This window comes from Paenibacillus sp. DMB20, assembly GCF_000987955.1.
GTDB lineage: Bacteria > Bacillota > Bacilli > Paenibacillales > Paenibacillaceae > Paenibacillus_AQ.
Window position 1 is genome coordinate 169,607 of record NZ_LAZU01000036.1, and the last position, 17,747, is coordinate 187,353.

18 protein-coding genes and 2 pseudogenes are annotated in these 17,747 nt (G+C 51.4%); 19 read left to right on the forward strand and 1 reads right to left on the reverse strand.

The annotated features are described in order from the left end of the window. Positions 1-14 precede the first annotated feature (14 nt). The 8 genes and pseudogenes from XI25_RS19815 to XI25_RS19850 form a co-directional block, all read left to right on the forward strand. Complete coding sequence (locus XI25_RS19815; RefSeq protein WP_046679996.1) at positions 15-413, forward strand: VOC family protein; 399 nt, start codon at positions 15-17, stop codon at positions 411-413. Positions 414-549: 136 nt separating this feature from the next. Next, a complete protein-coding gene (locus tag XI25_RS19820) occupies positions 550-930 on the forward strand; it encodes a hypothetical protein (protein ID WP_046679881.1) in 381 nt (126 codons plus the stop codon). Between the two features lie 175 nt (positions 931-1,105). Beyond that, on the forward strand, positions 1,106-1,450 hold the full coding sequence (locus XI25_RS19825) for a YojF family protein (protein ID WP_046679882.1): 345 nt from the start codon (positions 1,106-1,108) through the stop codon (positions 1,448-1,450). A 22-nt stretch (positions 1,451-1,472) separates the two neighbouring features. Continuing rightward, positions 1,473-2,129, forward strand: coding sequence for a bacillithiol biosynthesis deacetylase BshB2 (gene bshB2, locus XI25_RS19830; protein ID WP_046679883.1), 657 nt, complete (start codon positions 1,473-1,475; stop codon positions 2,127-2,129). 144 nt (positions 2,130-2,273) lie between these two features. Beyond that, entirely contained in the window at positions 2,274-3,764 is a 1,491-nt protein-coding gene (locus XI25_RS19835) for a DHA2 family efflux MFS transporter permease subunit (RefSeq protein WP_046679884.1), read from the forward strand. Between the two features lie 192 nt (positions 3,765-3,956). Then, a complete protein-coding gene (locus XI25_RS19840; protein WP_046679885.1) occupies positions 3,957-4,760 on the forward strand; it encodes a helix-turn-helix domain-containing protein in 804 nt (267 codons plus the stop codon). A gap of 134 nt (positions 4,761-4,894) precedes the next feature. After that, positions 4,895-5,314, forward strand: a complete 420-nt coding sequence (locus XI25_RS19845; protein WP_046679886.1) for a VOC family protein — start codon at positions 4,895-4,897, stop codon at positions 5,312-5,314. A 186-nt stretch (positions 5,315-5,500) separates the two neighbouring features. Next, positions 5,501-5,701: pseudogene (locus XI25_RS19850) on the forward strand (class I SAM-dependent methyltransferase); the annotation flags it as partial. Between the two features lie 73 nt (positions 5,702-5,774). Here the strand turns inward: XI25_RS19850 and XI25_RS19855 are convergent. Continuing rightward, positions 5,775-6,518 (reverse strand): spermidine synthase, encoded by a 744-nt coding sequence (locus XI25_RS19855; protein ID WP_046679888.1) that lies wholly within the window; start codon positions 6,516-6,518, stop codon positions 5,775-5,777. Between the two features lie 193 nt (positions 6,519-6,711). On the opposite strand from XI25_RS19855, the gene XI25_RS19860 reads away from it, so the two are divergent. The 11 genes and pseudogenes from XI25_RS19860 (at position 6,712) to XI25_RS19910 (ending at position 17,744) form a co-directional block, all read left to right on the forward strand. Further along, entirely contained in the window at positions 6,712-7,752 is a 1,041-nt protein-coding gene (locus XI25_RS19860) for a helical backbone metal receptor (RefSeq protein ID WP_046679889.1), read from the forward strand. A gap of 19 nt (positions 7,753-7,771) precedes the next feature. Further along, on the forward strand, positions 7,772-8,770 hold the full coding sequence (locus tag XI25_RS19865) for an iron ABC transporter permease (RefSeq protein WP_082112442.1): 999 nt from the start codon (positions 7,772-7,774) through the stop codon (positions 8,768-8,770). A 3-nt stretch (positions 8,771-8,773) separates the two neighbouring features. Continuing rightward, positions 8,774-9,585 (forward strand): annotated as a pseudogene (locus tag XI25_RS19870) (ABC transporter ATP-binding protein). Further along, a complete protein-coding gene (locus tag XI25_RS19875) occupies positions 9,569-10,147 on the forward strand; it encodes a HugZ family pyridoxamine 5'-phosphate oxidase (protein WP_327204831.1) in 579 nt (192 codons plus the stop codon). The pseudogene XI25_RS19870 and the gene XI25_RS19875 overlap by 17 nt, the downstream one beginning before the upstream one ends. Further along, positions 10,104-10,574, forward strand: coding sequence for a DinB family protein (locus XI25_RS19880; protein WP_052759684.1), 471 nt, complete (start codon positions 10,104-10,106; stop codon positions 10,572-10,574). The genes XI25_RS19875 and XI25_RS19880 overlap by 44 nt, the downstream gene beginning before the upstream one ends. Positions 10,575-10,899: 325 nt before the next feature. Further along, positions 10,900-12,075, forward strand: a complete 1,176-nt coding sequence (locus XI25_RS19885; RefSeq protein WP_046679891.1) for an MFS transporter — start codon at positions 10,900-10,902, stop codon at positions 12,073-12,075. Between the two features lie 408 nt (positions 12,076-12,483). Continuing rightward, positions 12,484-14,598, forward strand: coding sequence for a BglG family transcription antiterminator (locus tag XI25_RS19890; protein WP_268794545.1), 2,115 nt, complete (start codon positions 12,484-12,486; stop codon positions 14,596-14,598). Positions 14,599-14,627: 29 nt separating this feature from the next. Next, positions 14,628-15,071, forward strand: a complete 444-nt coding sequence (locus XI25_RS19895; RefSeq protein ID WP_046679893.1) for a PTS sugar transporter subunit IIA — start codon at positions 14,628-14,630, stop codon at positions 15,069-15,071. After that, positions 15,068-15,331, forward strand: a complete 264-nt coding sequence (locus XI25_RS19900) for a PTS sugar transporter subunit IIB (protein ID WP_046679894.1) — start codon at positions 15,068-15,070, stop codon at positions 15,329-15,331. The genes XI25_RS19895 and XI25_RS19900 overlap by 4 nt, the downstream gene beginning before the upstream one ends. 23 nt (positions 15,332-15,354) lie before the next feature. Then, positions 15,355-16,650 carry a PTS ascorbate transporter subunit IIC gene (locus XI25_RS19905; protein ID WP_046679895.1) on the forward strand — a complete coding sequence of 432 codons (1,296 nt, stop codon included), beginning with the start codon at positions 15,355-15,357 and terminating at the stop codon, positions 16,648-16,650. 101 nt (positions 16,651-16,751) lie between these two features. Continuing rightward, positions 16,752-17,744: a phosphotriesterase family protein gene (locus tag XI25_RS19910; protein ID WP_046679896.1), complete on the forward strand. Its 993-nt coding sequence runs from the start codon at positions 16,752-16,754 to the stop codon at positions 17,742-17,744. Positions 17,745-17,747 lie beyond the last annotated feature (3 nt).

Consider the following 17,747-nt stretch of genomic DNA (forward strand, 5'->3'; position numbering starts at 1 on the left):
TGGAGGAGATCATCATGCAAAAAATCACGACGTTTTTAATGTTCGACGGGCAGGCCGAAGAAGCGATGAATCTGTACACGTCTTTGTTCGATCAATCCGAGGTCGTCAACATACTGCGCTACGGGCCCGGAGAACCGGGAACCGAGGGCAGCGTGATGCATGCCGTATTTTCGTTGAAAGGACAAGAGTTCATGTGCATCGACAGCAATGTTAAACACGATTTCACGTTCACGCCCGCCATGTCGCTGTACGTAAACTGCGATACCGATGAAGAAATCGAGAGAGTATACGGCGCCTTGTCGGACAACGGACAGATCCTCATGCCGCTGTCTCCGCTGCCCATGAGCGAAAAATTCGCCTGGGTTTCGGATAAGTACGGGGTTTCCTGGCAATTGAATCTTCCTAAAAAATAATGTCCGCTTCCGAAATCAGGATGGGCCCGACTGGTTAAACACCCATATTTTTTTGGCCCGTAAGGGCTCCCGCCCAGACACAAACAGGCTTTACGGCATATTGTGTGTTAGCCTACTGAATAAGGAGTGTTTGGGAATGGGTTTTCAACCGTTAACACCATCGGGACCCGGAGGGTTCTTTCCGCCAGGAGGTCCGGGTCAAGGTCCGGGTCCGTTTGGGCCGCAAGGTCCCTTTGGCCCTATAGGCCCTCAGGGGCCACAGGGCCAGTTTCCTGCTTCGCCTCCGCCGCAGTTCACGCCTCAACAGTCGCCGTCATTATTGGCCGTTGATCCCGGTGCGATCTCGGGCTGTCTGTTCCGGTATACGTACGTATGGCTGACGAACGGGGACAATTTCTGGTTTTACCCGGTATTTGTCGGACGCACCTCGGTATCCGGATTTAGGTGGTTCGGCCGGTTCTGGTTTTATTTCGGGGTTGACTTGAGGAGAATCAGTTCGTTTTCCTGCTTTTTCTAGGACTGGTATTAAAGCGGTGCAATAAGGTTATCCTGATTTTAAAACAAGCAGAAGCCCTGTCACGAATCGGCAAGGCTTCTGCTTGTTTGATTATCCGGAAAAGGCACAAGTATGCTAAAATAATCATATTAGCGTGAACTAATATTACTTTAAGTTTGCAAAGCGGAGGGGAAACATGGAGCCAATCAATCTATCAGAAGTGCAACAAATGCTGAACAAGCTGGAGAATCAAGAGCTTTATATACATCTTGAACTGACGACGGGGGCTTATGCCGCCCATTTTGACAGCTCCAAGCATCCAGCCGCCAATTTTATTACCAATGCCGTGATTCGTTATACCAACGGAAAAATATCGGGAACCGGTCCTTACCGCGTCGGTTTGAAAACAGAGCTGGGCTGGGTTTATGCCGAAGGCTTGACCCATTATGAACAGTCCGAAACGGTACGGCTGATCATGGCCGGACATGACTCGCAGGGAAAACTGGTTGTGGCGCTGCAGCTTAGTCCGGAGCCTTTTTGACGTAAAGGAGAGGAGAGAGAAAATGGAAAATCGCGTGTTGGTCGTTCTTCCGCACCCTGATGATGAAGCCTTCGGCGCATCCGGTACGCTGGCGAAGCTGGTGGATCAAGGGGCGACGGTTACATATGCTTGTTTGACCTTGGGGGAGATGGGCCGAAATATGGGCATCCCTCCCTTTGCAAGCCGCGTTACCCTGCCATCGATACGAAAAAAAGAACTTGAGGAATCCTGCCGTGCCATCGGCATACAGGATTTAAGAATGCTCGGATTCCATGATAAGATGGTGGAGTTCGAGGAGCACGAGGTGCTGGACGGTGCTATTTCTGCACTGCTGGAGGAGTTGAACCCGTCACTCGTCATTACTTTCTACCCGGGCTACAGCGTGCACCCCGATCATGATGCGACCGGGGCTGCGGTCATCCGCACGATTCAAAATCTGCCGGTAGAGAAAAGACCGCTTGTCCATTGCATCGCGTTCTCCCACGAATGCGAGAAATTCATCGGGGAGCCCGACGTCTTGAACGATGTTTCCGGTTATTTGAAGCAAAAAATGGCGTCGATCCAGGCGCATCGCTCCCAATTTCAAGCGGCCGAGCTGGTAGGCAGCAAAAAATTGTCGCCGGAGCAGATTCGAAACCGGTTCGGGACGGAAAAATTCTGGACCTATCCCTTTGCTTAAATGAAAACGGCTTTGCCACCTCTATTGGGTGAGCGAAGCCGTTTTTTCTTGCATACCGGACCAAACATCGCAATTGAAGAGAAATCCTCGGCTTCTGCGGCTGATAGAATGGGGTTCACCTGTAAAGAAAGAGAGGAGATGAAGATGGAAAAACGGGACAATCGTACGGGTACCGGAACATTCGGCAGCAAGAGCAACTCGCTCGTCATCATGGTCATGATTCTCGGCGTGTTCGTGGCGATTCTGAATGAGACGCTGCTTAATGTGGCGCTGCCGAAAATCATGGAGGACACCGGGATAACGCCGGCTACGGCCCAGTGGCTTGCGACGGGATATTTGCTGGTCATCGGTGTTCTCATACCGGTTACCGCATTTCTCATACAGCGGTTTACGACGCGGGCATTGTTTTTGTCGGCCATGATCCTGTTTGCCTTGGGAACCTTTCTGGGGGCCGTCGCTCCAGGATTCGGGCTTTTGCTGGCCGGAAGGGCGCTTCAAGCCGCCGGGACAGGACTGCTTTTTCCGCTGCTGACGAATGTCGTCTTTGCAATGGTTCCGATGGAGAAGAGAGGGGCCGCGATGGGTACGATCGGGATCGTAATCACGTTTGCACCCGCCATCGGACCGACGCTGTCCGGGGTTGTCGTTGAGCATTACAGCTGGCGCGTCCTTTTTGCCGGAGTCCTTCCGATCGCGTTGTTCGTCATCCTGTTTGCATGTTTTAAGCTGAAAAATGTGACCGAAACGACGAAGCCGAAGGTGGATGTTTTGTCATTATTGCTGTCTACGATCGGCTTTGGCGGGATCGTATATGGATTCAGCAGCGCGGGCGAAGGCCATGCAGGCTGGTTAAACCGCGAGGCGCTCATTCCCGCCATCATTGGAGCCGTCTCTTTGCTTTTGTTCACTTGGAGGCAGTTAACCCTTGAGCAGCCGCTTCTGGATTTGAGGGTATTCAAGCATCGGATATTCCGATTGTCCGCGATGATCATGATCGTCGTTATGATGGCCATGTTTTCCGCGATGATGCTGCTTCCGATTTTTTTGCAAAATGCCATGGGCTACAGCTCTTTCCAGGCGGGGCTGGTCATGCTTCCCGGCGGATTGGTTATGGGGGTGATGTCTCCGGTAACGGGAAGGTTATTCGACAGATTCGGTGCAAAATGGCTCGCCGTTATCGGTCTGACACTCATCGCAAATACCCTCTGGCAGTATTCCACCATTACGTTGGCCACTTCATACGGCTTCATTATGGTGCTTAATACGCTTATGATGCTGGGGGTGTCCATGTTAATGATGCCGGTGATGACGAATGCTTTGAATGAGCTGCCGCGTATGCTGTACGCTCACGGCACGGCTGTGATCAGCACGATCCAGCAGGTGTCGGGAGCCGTCGGCACGGCGCTTCTCGTTACGATCATGACCAAGGGAGCCGAGCGTTATTTAAGCAGGGCGTCGAAAGGGAACGGTGGACAGGATATCCAATCGCTGGCTCTCTTATCGGGAATGAAAAACGCGTTTACGGCCGCCTTTATCCTTGTTCTTCTCGCGTGGCTAGCCGCGTTTTTGCTGAAAAAACCGGTCGATCCGGAGCCGGAGGACGGGGTAGAGATTGAGCGCGCGACAGCTCACTGAAAATATAAATTTGCGGTATGAAAGATTGGGACACTTCATAGGTCGTTTGACGAAAAACAAATGCACATGCCTGAAATAGGCGTGTGCATTTTATTTTTTAAAAACTAAATTTTTTTATTCCGTAACGAAGGGGATTATGGTAGTATAATGGCGAACAGTTGTTCCTTATTTACCTTGAGGGAAGGTGCAGAAATGACAACCGGGACATTTTCCGATATCGATGCCGTAATTGCATATATACATGAACATATCTATGATCCGCTTCCATTGTCCCGGCTGGCTGAATATGCTTCTTACAGTCCGTATCATTTCTCGCGGTTATTTAAGGAAAAGATGGGGCTATCCCCATTATATTATGTCTCGTCCATCCGTCTGCAGAAAGCGAAGCATTTGCTCTTGCACACCCGTCTCAGCGTCCGGGATATTGCGATGGAGATCGGCCAACAAAGCCTGGGCACCTTTACCACCCGTTTCACGGAGCGCGTCGGAATTTCACCGGCTCAATTTCGGTGTTCCGCGGTAGATGCATCCGATCATTTCAGCACATTGCACAAGTTGAAGTCATGGACCCCGGAATACCTGCTTTCCAGTTCTGCCGGAAAGATCGAGGGAATCGTACAGGCAGCCGAGCCTTTTCATGGCGTTATTTTAATCGGGTTGTTCCCCAAACCGATCCCCGAAGGGGTTCCCTTATACGGTACGCTGCTGTCCTCGTTGGGATATTTCAGCTTCGCCAATGTAAAGCCGGGCACTTATTACCTGATGGCGACAAGCGTGTCCTGGGGAATGGGAACGAATGAAATTTTACTGCCGCAAGCCACCCTGCGTACCAGGTCCAGAGATCCTATCGTGGTCAGGCCGGGATTGACCGTCCCTAAACAGCAAGTCATGTTATATCCTCCAAGCCTGGACGATCCCCCTATTCTGATCTCCTTGTCTTTGCTCATGCAAAGATTTTTAAGCCGGATCTCCGCCAAGATGGACATAAGCCACTGATGATGGATCAAGAAAGGCCGTTAACTCACTTTCATGCCTTATACATATTAGAATAGCAATCGATAAGAAATATCCAGGTTCCGATCGTGTTACATTAACATTAGCAATTAAACAAAACATAGAGGTGAAAACAAATGGCAGTAAAATTGGATAAAATTTTCGTGAATCTCCCGGTAAAAGATCTGAATAAGTCCATCGAGTTTTTTTCAAAGATCGGATTCGAATTTAACCCTCAGTTTACGGATGAAAATGCCACCTGCATGGTAATTAGCGATCATATTTATGTCATGCTGCTGGTAGAGGATTTCTTCAAAACCTTTACCCCAAAAGATCTGTCGGATGCAACCAAGAGCACCGAGGTCATTCTGGCCGTGTCCGCCGACAGCCGCGAGCAGGTGGATGAGCTGGTAAACCGCGCTCTGGCTGCGGGAGGCAAGAAATCCTACGATCCGAAGGATCATGGATTTATGTATGCATGGAGCTTCCAGGATATCGATGGACACTTATGGGAAGTCATGTACATGGACCCTGCCGTTGTAGAAGGGCAACAGTAATTACGAGAGCAACAGGTATGATCGAACAAAAACATCGCATGCGCATGCGATGTTTTTTTCTTGCGTATGTTCGTCGAAGCGGCTGGTCGAACCGGATAGGGCAATATTTCCTTATAAGAGGACCTCCTTAATTACGGATTTGCTAGATAAATGGCAAATACTGATCATATTGGAGGTAACGGGTTGATGGATAAGCCATTCCAGGATTACTTATTAAGCGCCAATCAGGAATTTTCCGGTTGGGATTTCTCATATATTACCGGGACTGGCCGGATGGGGAGCCAACTGCTCTCCTGGTCCTATGGCAGCATGGCGGTTCCCCTTGTCCGGAAAGCAAACTCTCTCTTGGATATGGGAACCGGCGGCGGCGAGTTCTTAGCCAAGTTGTAACAGCATCGGTTTATCATAAAATCGCGACCTGTATAGAAAAAAAGGAGCCTTCTTAAACGAGGGCTCCTTTTCATTTTCGATCCGAAATCAAATGCCCCTCGCCCAAACGGGTTTCTATAAATCCGGCCATATTCCGTTCCTGGTATGCGATCGGGATATTTCGGCCCATGATGATCAGGTTTTGGATATCGCTGGCATTATTGGAGGGGAGAGAGAAGGCTTTTGTATAAGGGTAGACGGCAGAAAGCGTGGTATGTATGGCATTAAGCCTGCGGTCGTTCCCATGCTTCCCGATCAGATTCAGGATGACCGCCCCTTCATGATCGAGCCTTTCCTTGGTTGATTGAAAAAACTCGAGCGATGTAAGATGAGGGGGCGTTCCCTTCTCCGTAAAAGCATCCACCACGATATAATCGTATGCTTCCGGAGGTTCCTCTTCCAAAAGTTCGCGTCCGTCGCCAATCCGCACATTATCCTGATCGTACCCAAAATAGGTTCGGCTTATCTCGACAATTTCGCTGCTGATTTCCGCCACGCTAACTCGTTTGTCGGGAACGGAGCCTGCCAGAGTCCCAATTCCATGTCCGATGACGAATACATCCTCGTATGCACGGTCGTTATAGTCCATTAGGTGAAGGATAGCTCTTGGATACTCAAACAGGATGCGTTTCGGATCGCTTCGATCTATTGCCCCTTGAGCCGCTTCGTCGGAAAATTGCAGAACGCGAAAGTCCCCCTCTTCTCCGAATAAATTCGTTACATCACAAACGGTTACTTCCTGATCCTCAATTGCAACTTGATACAGAATGCGCAAAGTAGGTCCGACCTCCCTGGTAACTCATTGTTGCCGCGTCATTGAGTATATCAGAAAAACGCGAATTCCGAACGAGGAGGAATTTTCTTCAAATTTTAATTGAAAAAGATTCTCACTCGATATATAATGAGAATCGTTATCACCTAATAGATAACGATTCTCATTATCATTTACGAGGAGGGAAGCGCATATAATGATACATAGAAGAGGAAGAACGGCCGTCATCATCTTGCTTATGGTGCTGATCGTAGCGGCTTGCGGCAAAGCGGGATCGGATCAAACGGGAAACGAGGCGCCGAAAGTCGTTGCGGAGGATAAAAACGTCTCGAACGGCGGCACCGCCAAGACAGCCGAAAGAACAGAAGGCAATGAGAGCGGAGCCGGCGGCGGTGGAGCTTCGAGTGAAGGGGATGGGGCCATGGCAGAGCTGCTGAAACAGTTCGGCGAGCAGCCGCCTGCCCGTATCGTGACCTTGTCCGTCTCGATTACCGAAATCTTGCACGAACTGGGCATCGAGCCTGCCGGGGTGCCGACGACGAACAGCAAGCTTCCGGAGTCGCTTGCAAATGTTCCGCGCATCGGTTCATCCCATCAGCCCGATCTCGAGCAGATTGCCAAGCTGAAGCCCGATGTCGTCCTGGGTCCGGCTTCGATCAGGGACAGCATGGAGAAAAAGCTCGGACCGGCCTCGCTGCCGACCGCATACTTGCCTGTCGATTCCTTGGAGGAGCTGAAACTGTCGACGAAGACCCTTGGCCGACTGCTGGACCGTGAAGATCAGGCTAACGCTTTTCTTCAAGACGTCGATCGGCAGGAGCGAGAAGCGATCGAGCGGGTGAAGGGCAAGCCGGCGCCAAAGGTGATGTTCCTCTTCGGCTCGGCGGAAGCGCTGATGCTGATGAACGACAATACGTTCGCAGGAAGTTTTGCCCGCAATCTGGGGGCGGTCAATGTCGTCTCCGAACAGCTGAAGCTTAAAGAGGCCTATGTTCCGTTCAATATGGAAAGCGTCGTCGCGGCAAATCCGGACGTCATTCTGCTGGTCGCTCACGGCGACCCTGAAACCGTCGCGAAAAAGTTCGAGGATGACGCGAAGAAGAACGGTGCCTGGGAGAAGCTGAACGCCTTCAAAAACGGGAAGATGATATCCCTTGACTTCGAACTGTTCGGAATCGCCTCGATTGTCAAGGCGCCCGACGCCTATAAGGAAATGGCGCGCATTTTATATGACTAAGACGGAGGTTCCCGGGACTGTGACGGCGAACAAACAGATGCGAAAGACAGCCCTGGTGGGGGGAGCGGCCATATTGCTGGGAGTGGCTGTGCTGATCTCCATCGGCTTCGGGAGCGTCGCCATGTCTCCGCTCGACACGCTCTTGACCGTGTTCGGACGCGGGGATGCCGCCTCCGATACGATTTTATGGGACATTCGGATACCGCGTGTCTTCATGGCCCTTTTGATTGGCGCCAATTTGGCCGTATCCGGTGCGCTGCTGCAAGCCGTCATGCTGAATCCGCTGGCCGATCCGGGCTTGACGGGCGTTTCCAGCGGCGCCGCCGTTGCCGTGCTGTTCATCATGCTGGTCGTACCCGGTTACGCTTTCATGATTCCTCTGGCCGCGATTGTTGGCGGCGGGTTTGCAGCCGTTATGGTATATGCATTGGCCTGGAAGAAGCTGCAAGGGGGATTTACGCCGGTTCGAATTATTTTGTCGGGGGTAGCGGTCAATGCCGTATTCGGAGGCATCATCGGCCTGTTGTCGATTTTGTACAGCGATAAGCTGCCATCCGCGTTGCAATGGCTGAACGGCAGCCTGTCGGGATCAGGGATGAGGGACGTCGCCGTCCTTCTTCCTTATTCGCTAGCTGGCTGGCTGGCCGCGCTGCTCTGCATCCGTCAGGCGAATATACTGCGCTTGGGTGAACAGACCGCCCATAATCTCGGGCAAAATCTGAACCGCATCCGGTTCGTGCTGTCTTTCATCGCGGTGTATCTGGCCGCCATCTCGGTATCGACCGTCGGTCTGGTCGGATTCGTCGGACTTGTCGTGCCGCATATCGCACGCATGATGGTAGGCTCGGACTATCGCTATCGCCTGCCACTGAGTCTCGTTCTCGGCGCGCTCGTCCTGCTCGTGGCCGACACGATCGGGCGCACGGCATTCGCCCCGTTGGAGATACCGGCGGGCATCGTCATGGCGATGGTGGGAGGGCCGTACTTCCTGTATCTGATGCGGAAAGGAGGAACATAATCCATGCTGAAAGTGCAGTCGCTGAACATCCGTTATGTCGATAAAACGGTTGTCCATGACTTTTCCCTCGATGTAAAGGAAGGTGAAGTCGTCTCGATTATCGGTCCGAACGGATCGGGCAAATCAACGATACTGAAAGCGATGACCCGGCTCATTCCTTGTACGAGCGGTCGGGTATGCATTGCCGATCGGGAACTGCGTTCGCTCAGCACGAAGCAAGTATCCCGTCTCATGTGCATGCTCTGCCAGTCAAACGCCAGCCCGGCGGACATGACGGTAGGGGAACTGGTCGCTACGGCCGCATGCCGCATAAAAAATGGTATGAGCGCCTCGACTTGGAGGATGAAGAGGTGATTCAATGGGCATTGGAGCAGACGGGGATGCAGGCGTACAAGGATCGGCTCGTCGTCTCCTTATCCGGGGGAGAAGCTCAGAGGGCTTGGCTGGCGATGGCATTAGCCCAGCGTCCGAAAGTACTGCTGCTTGATGAGCCGACCACGTATTTGGACATCGCGCATCAATTGGAAGTGCTGGAGCTCGTCCGGACCTTGAATCGCGAATTGGGGCTTACGGTCGTGATGGTACTGCATGATTTGAACCATGCGAGCGCATACAGCGATCGGGTCTGCGTGATCAAGGACGGGAGTCTGCGCCTGTACGGCACGCCTCAGGACGTGTTCACGAAGGAGCTTATCCGCAGCGTGTACGGCGTGGACACCGAGATTCAATACGGACCGGACAGTGATTGTCCAAGAATACATGTATTGCAAAAATGGAATAGAAAAGCGGGGGATGTTCATGAAGCCATTGGATAACCATACGATTAAACTTCAATATACTAAATTGGCAGATGGTGTGAAGACGTTGATGCTGAGCACGATCGACGAGAACGGCAGGCCCTTTATCTCTTATGCGCCGTTCGTGAAGAAGGAAGGAAAGCTGTATATTTACATTAGCCGCATTGCCAATCATTATCGCCATTTGGAGGCTAGTCCGGACGTCGATGTCATGCTGATTGAAGATGAATCCGATTCCGCGAACCTGTTCGCTCGGGAGCGTGCCCGCTTCGTGTGCCATGCCGTTAATATCGGCAATGAAGGCCATGACGATCTATTCGCGTTGTTCGAAACTTCATTCGGCGCTCCGATGATCCGCATGCTTCGGGGGCTCGATTTTTCACTGTTCGAGCTTACCCTGCTGGAGGGGCGGTATGTGGCAGGCTTCGGCCAGGCATACGACATCGATCTGGGCGCGATCGGTACGAGCTTGTCTCCAGGGATGGGCACACTCAGGCCGCCAAATCATAGGCGATTAATGGAAGGAGCCGAATGCAATGACCTATTCAACCGTCGCCGTGATGTGGAATACGCTTCATGAACGTTTCTACAACATGGCTGACAGCTTGTCGGAGCAAGATTTGGGCTTGCGCATCGGAGCCGCCTCGATCGGCTATATGCTCCGCCATAATGCGGAAGTCGAGTATTTGTTCGCCGAGTGGTTTTTCGGGCGCGCTTTGCCTCCCGGTTTGGACATCCTGACAAGCCGGGGACCGGCGGCAGGCCGGGACCGCGTGGAGTTCATGGACCGGGAAGGGCTGCTGGCCCTGCTGCGCGCCTCGAATCTTCACGTAACGGAAGCGATGCGAGAGCTGCCCGAGGAGGCTTGGCATGTGCCGGTCGATTCGCCGATGGGCGCTTCGACGCCGCTTGAGGCGGCCAGCCGTCTGCTATACCATACCGGCCTTCATGCCGGCCAGATTTCCTTGATTCAGAAATATGCCAAGACGGCCGAGCAAGCAACGTAACAGAGCCGGCGATGAGAATCAACCTTCGGAATCAACCGATCGGTTGATTCTTTTTTTATTCTGCGATATGGAAAACTCTTTCCTCCTTATGCTAAAAAAGCAAACAATGGCACTAATGTTTATTAATAAACAAACAAAAAACGGATTCGTTTAAAATTTTCAATGGCCTATCGTTGTAATTTCATAGACAATTTAATATAATGTCTAGGTATTAAATTGAAAATTAGGAGTGTTGTTTGTGCATTGGGGGATTATATCGTTTTATGTTCTGAACCGGAAGGCAGCGGTAAAAGCTTTTAATTCCGGATGAAAAGGATGATGTTCAATGTTGAAAAACCGGTACGTTAAAACCGTCTTAATTTCCAGGGTCATGCTGCAGCTTGGCATCTGGATTCGAAATTTTGCCATTTTGCTGTATGTAACCGACCTGACAAACAATGACCCGATGTATGTATCTCTCATATCGGCCGTTGAATATGCGCCCATCTTTATATTTGCCTTTGTCGGCGGCACGTTTGCCGACCGCTGGCAGCCCAAGCGAACGATGGTGTGGTGTGATTTGCTGTCCGCGCTTTCCGTCGGGGCTGTGCTGCTGCTCCTCGCGGACGGGGCTTGGTATGGATTGCTGTTCGGCACCTTGGTATCCGCAAGCTTATCCCAGTTTTCGCAACCTTCGGCATTCAAGCTGTATAAAATGCATGTGCACGAAACGATGATCCAAGGCGTCATGGCCCTTACCCAAACGCTCGTCGGCATTTTCATGGTGCTTGGACCGGTTATCGGAACCTTTGTGTTTCTTCAATTCGGGATTCACGTTTCTTTGGTATTAACGGCTGTCTTTTTCTTGGGCTCTTCCCTTGTTTTGACTACTTTGCCGAATGATATCAAGGAAACCGCACGAGGGGAGTCGGGCAGTTTCTGGGGCGAAATGAAAGCGGGCCTGCGTTACATGTGGGATAACCCTTCATTAAGAACGCTTAGCGCCACTTTTGCCGCCAGCGGGTTGGCCGTCGGGTTGATTCAACCGCTGATGCTCTTTATTGCCATTGAGAATTTGGGAAGGGACAAAGACTTTCTGCAATGGCTGCTAATGGCAAACGGTTCGGCCATGCTCTTGGGAGGAATGGTGATCATGAGCGCGGCCAAAAATGTAAAGCCCCATGTTTTGCTTGCGATCGGTCTCTTTGTAAGCGGGATCGGGACCTTTGGAATCGGCGTGTCGACGTCGGTTTTGATAACGGTCCTGTTGCAAACCCTAACCGGTTTCTTTTACCCGTGCATTCAGGTGGGGATACAAACCATGATTATGAAGAATACGGAAGCCGCTTTTATCGGGAGGGTCGGCGGTGCCATCACACCGATTTTTATGGGAATGATGGTGCTGGGAATGTCGTTTTCCGGCTACCTGAAAGGAGCGTTTTCCTTATTCGGCGTCTTCACCGCAAGCGGTGTGCTTATGTTGGTTGGCATGGCGCTGCTGGCGCCTTTATTTAAGAGATAAGAAAGTATAAGCTTCGAAAGACGAGGCTTCCTTATCTCGCAAGAAAAACATCCGCTAAAAGCGGTCTGTCTTCTGAGGAAGTACGTCGATAGACGTTTTTCTTAGAATCAGGGCGGGGTGCACCCGGTTTCCTCCGATCAAAACGGATAGCGTAAAGGAGCAAGAAATGAATAAGAAAGATAAGGTTTACCTATTTGATAATATGTAAACATTTAATGAATAAAGGCAGGGAATCCAAAAACGGATTCCCTGTTTTTTTGTGAGGACCTCTGAAGAAAAAGCAGCATTCAATTTTGCACATTAGCGCATCCATTATTTGAACTGTCTTCGATTCTGGGTCCATTGTTATAATCAAAATGAACCAACAAGTATAAACGACAGCACGGCAAAAGGAGTGGATGCCGTATTCTGGATGAACGTTGTACCAAGATACTGTTTATGCTGCAGAAGACAGTCGATCATGTCTCCATCGAAGAGGTGATGCAGAAACTTAAGATCTCCAGGCGAACCGTTTATTACGATATGGATAAAATCAATGATTGGCTCAAAAACCTCAATCTCCCGGCGGTGGAGTACGTGCGGTCGGTTGGTTACTACCTGCCTGATGAAAGCCGCAAGAACATTCCAAGCATGGCGGATGGGGTGCCGAAGGAGCAGCTTTACCTTTCGCTAAGACAGCGGATCGCCTTAATGGCCGTTTATATGATCTCCACCACAGACCCGTTGTTTGTATACCATTATACCGACATGCTGCAGGTAAGCCGGGGGACGGTGCTTAAGGATCTCCAATACGTGCGGGAGGAAATGAAGAGTTTCCATCTCGAAGTCACCTATGATCGAAAAAACGGCTATGGGGTTTCCGGGGAAGAAAGCGATATCCGGAAAACGGTTACGCACTACTTGGGGCAAATCATTGGGGAAGGCGGCTGGAAACAGCTTCTTTATCACAATCCGGACCTTCCTTTCTTCGACTTTACGCAAGGCCTTCTGCCGGAGTTGTCGAAAGAGCGTTCCCATCAATTATATACGTTGATTAACGGAAGCGAAGAAGCGCTTGGCGTCCAAATGACGGATGAGATGGTGTACAGCTTAAGCGTCCGGTTCCTGATTTATGTCCGTCGGATTCAGAGAGGCGACATCATTTCCATCGATGGCGAAGAACAGAGGGTTTTATGCCGCATGCCTGAATATGGGGCGGTAGAACGAATCTCCAAAGGTCTTGAGCGTTTGTTTGCCGTCGTTATTCCGGAGCAAGAAGTTTGTTACTTTACCATGCACATTCTGGGTGCGAGGGTAAACAAGGCACAGCCGATGACCGGATCGGACGGCATGAACGAAAAGCTGAGGGAGACGGCCAAAGAAATGACGGACGCCTTTCAACGCCACGCCTGCGTCTTTCTGCCGAACAAGGACGACATGGAACATCAGCTGATGATCCATTTGAAGCCTGCTTACTATCGGATTCTTTACGGCCTCGGACTGGATAATCCGATGCTTGACATCATCCGGACGAAATACAGGGAAGTGTTTGATCTGACCCGGCGTGCAGCGGCTCCGTTTGAGAAGTTGGTCGGCCGCAAACTGAATGATGACGAGATCGGTTATCTGGCGATGCATTTCGGCGGCTGGCTCCGCCGGGAGAATACAAAACCGGCCGAACGGCGAAAGGCGGCTATTGTGTGCGTTAACGGAATTTCCGCCTCGCGAATGCTTAAATCGCAATTGGAAAGCTTGTTTTCAGCGCTGGATATTACGGCCGTATTATCCCTTCGGGAATATGAAACCTTTCGAGGCGAAGCGGATTTTATTTTCTCGACGGTTCCTTTGCCGGACAGTCATATCCCGGTATTTATCGTGAATCCGATCTTGAGCGACAAGGAAAAGGAGCACCTGCTCAACCAGATCAACGCCTTGGCCGGGCGCAAATCGAGAACCCAGACAAGCTCCGTACAGGCTGTCCTGGACATCGTCCGGAAATATGCCGAAATCACGGATGAAGCGGGTCTCATGGAAGAACTGAACTGTTATATGAGCGCGGGGAGAGCCTGGATGCTAGAGAAGCCCAAGCCTTCGCTTTCGGATTTGCTGACCGGCGATATGATTACCGTCAAGGAGCAGGCTGCCGACTGGCGAGCGGCGATTCGAACGGCGGCCGGGCCGCTTTTGAATCAGGGTTATATAGAGAATCGTTATGTCGACGAAATGATTGCGAAGGTGGAGGTGCTCGGCCCATACATTGTGGTAGCGCCAGGGATCGCCATCGCTCACGCCAAACCGCAGGATGGGGTGTTACGGCTTGGAATCAGCCTTTTGCAGCTGAACCGTCCGGTTTCCTTCTCGAAAGAGTCGAGGCATCAGGTTCATACCGTTTTGGTACTCGCTTCCATAGACAGCGAGACTCACCTGAAAGCGTTGTCCGAGTTGACCAGCCTTTTAAGAGCACCGGAAAGCCTGGCCCGTCTGAAACAGGCCAAAACGAAGCAACAGATTCTTCAGCAGATACAGTTCGGGAGCAAAAACTAGAGAGATAACGGATGAAGGAGTGTTACGCAGTGAAATTTTTGGAGCCATCTTCCATTGCATTGGATTTGGAAGCCGAATCGGCAGAAGACGCCATACGATTGGCCGGTTCTCTGCTGTGCAATACCGGTGCGATTGAGGAGAGTTATATAGACGCCATGATCGATTCTTACCGGGAGAAGGGACCGTACTTCGTCCTTGCCCCGCACATCGCCCTGCCCCATGCACGGGCCCAGGACGGAGTCAAGGAACCCTGCGTGTCCCTGCTGAGATTAAACCATCCGGTGCCTTTCGGCCATACGGTAAATGACCCTGTACAGCTTGTGTTTGCACTGGGCGGTTCCACAAGCTCAGAGCATATCCAAATGCTCCGAAAGCTGACAACGCTGCTTAGCAGCCCCGGCGTGGTGGAAGACCTTCAAAACGCGCCCGACGTGGATAGCGTTCAACAAATTCTTAGGAGGAACGAACAATGAAAATTTTGTGCGTATGCGGACTGGGACAAGGAACCAGCCTGATTTTGAGAATGAACGTGGAGAACGTGCTTGCCGGGATGGGCATTCAAGCCGATGTTGAGCACACGGACGTTTCCACGGCTTCGGGCTCGGCGGCGGATTATATCGTGACCAGCAACGAGCTTGCCCAAAGCCTTGGGAACCACCAAGCCAAGATCTTGATCGTCAACAATTACTTTGACACGAACGAGATCAAACAAAAATTTGAGGAAGTGCTGTAAACCTATTTAGGAGGGGTCTTTAGGTGGATGTTCTTTTTTGGATCGCAACCAACATTTTTGGAACGCCGGCCATTCTGCTTGGCATTATCGTCCTGCTTGGCCTCATGCTCCAGAAGAAATCCGTAAGTCAGCTTGTAAGCGGTACCTTTAAGGCCGTCATCGGTTTTCTGATCATCGGTGCGGGTGCGGATGTCATTGTCAAAGCGCTTTTGGTTTTTGAACCCATGTGGAAAGAAGTATTCGGCCTGACGGCAGAATCTCTGGGCAGCTTTATGGGCCAGGAGGCGTTCAGCGCCAAATACGGCAGCGCGGTAACGCTCGCCATGCTGATCGGCTTCCTGATCAACGTCGCTTTAGCTCGCTTTACCCGGTTTAAGTACATTTACCTGACCGGCCACATGATGTTTTGGACATCGACCATTTTCGCGGGTATCGTCGTTCATGCCGCGGGGGATGTTTCGATCTGGAAGCTGGTTCTGATGATATCCGTCGTGCTTGGTTTCTACTGGACCTTCCAGCCCGCGATCGTGCAGCCGTTCCTGCGTAAAATCACCGGCAACGACAACATTGCCCTGGGGCATACTTCCGCTTCGGTGGCTCTGTTGGCTGCGCTGTCCGGCAAGATCGTGGGCAACAAAAACAACGATTCCGAGAAAATCAAAGTTCCGAAAGGGTTTGAATTCCTGCGGGATTCCAATGTCATCACTGCTTTAAGCATGGGAGTTCTGTTCCTGATCGGAGCACTCATTTTGTCCGCAAAAGGTACCCCGGCCGCAGCGGAGTTGATCGCCAAATCCGGAGATCAGAACTTTATCATCTATTCCATCATTCAGTCCTTCACGTTTGCGGGAGGCATCGCCATTGTCCTGATGGGCGTTCGGATGTTCATCGGCGAGCTGGTTCCGGCCTTTAACGGCATTGCGACCAAGCTGGTTCCCGGCGCGAAGCCTGCCCTGGATGCGCCCATCGTGTATCCATATGCGCCGAATGCGGTGGTGCTGGGCTTCATCGGGGCTTTTGCGGGTGCCATACTCTGGCTGTTGGTATTGGGAAATACCGTTTCCTATATTTTCGTCCCGACCATGATCGTGCTTTTCTTCCACGGCGCGACGGCGGGCGTCTTCGGCAACTCCACAGGCGGCGTAAGAGGAGCCGTGTTCGGCGGATTTATCACGTCGACCATCGTGGCTTGGGGACAGTTTCTGATGGTTAAATTCTTTATCGCTTCCACCGTGCCGGATACGGCCATGTGGGCGGCAGACTCGGATATGTTCATCATCGGTCCGATTCTTCATTTCTTGGCAAAGCTGATCTTTTAATTGAGGGATTCACCATTTAGAAAGACGGCGATGCGTATCTGCCGTCTTCCTTTTTCAAAAAACATTAAAAGGCATAAAGACGGTCCTAAGGAGGCAGGAATATGGGTTTTATACGGACGTTTCATGGCGACATACCGAAAGAGGAACTCGGATTTACCTATTCGCACGAGCATATCGTATGCCGGCCATCCTTCTGGCAGGTGCGCGGAGAGGACGATCTCCTGCTCGACGACAAGGATAAATCCATGAAGGATGTTCTGGATTTTAAACATCACGGCGGACAGGCGATCGTTGATGCGACGGCAGTCGATTATGGACGGGATGTGCGTGCCGTCGAGGAAATTTCAAGGGAAACGGGGATCCGGATCGTCGGCACTGCCGGATTCAACAAAAGCTTCCTGTGGGATGCTCCCATTAAGGAAGAGCTGCGTCCGATTCTCGGCGGTTACCGCACCTATGCCGAGTGGATCGATGCCAAGAGCATTAATGAGCTTGCCGATTTCGTCATCCGCGAAGTGGAGAACGGGTTGGAAGGCACTCCCTTCAAAGCAGGCCAGGTTAAATTCGGCACCGGTTACAACCGGATTACCCCGTTGGAGGAAAAAACGCTGCGGGCGGTAGCCCGTGCGCATCACGAAACGAAAGCGCCGATTCATTCCCATACGGAAGTGGGGACCATGGCGCTTGAACAATTGGAACTGCTGAAGAGCGAAGGGGTGGACCTGAGTTATTTAAGCCTGGGCCACATGGACCGGAATCCGGACCCTTACTATCATGAACAGATTGCTTCAAGCGGGGCTTATCTGAGCTTTGACGGCATCGGCAAAATCAAGTATGCACCCGAAAGCACGCGCATCGCACTCATTCTGGAGCTTGTCCGCAAAGGATATGAGGACCAGATCCTTATCAGCGGTGATACGGCCCGCAAAACGTATTACAAGCATTATGACTATGGTCCCGGACTGGAATATATCATTGCCAAGTGGGTACCGCGTTTTGTGGATGAGGCGGGACGGAACGGGTTTGACGGACAAAAGCTGATCGAAAAATTTTTCATAAGCAACCCTGCCAACTGCTTCTCATTCAAAAAGTAAGGG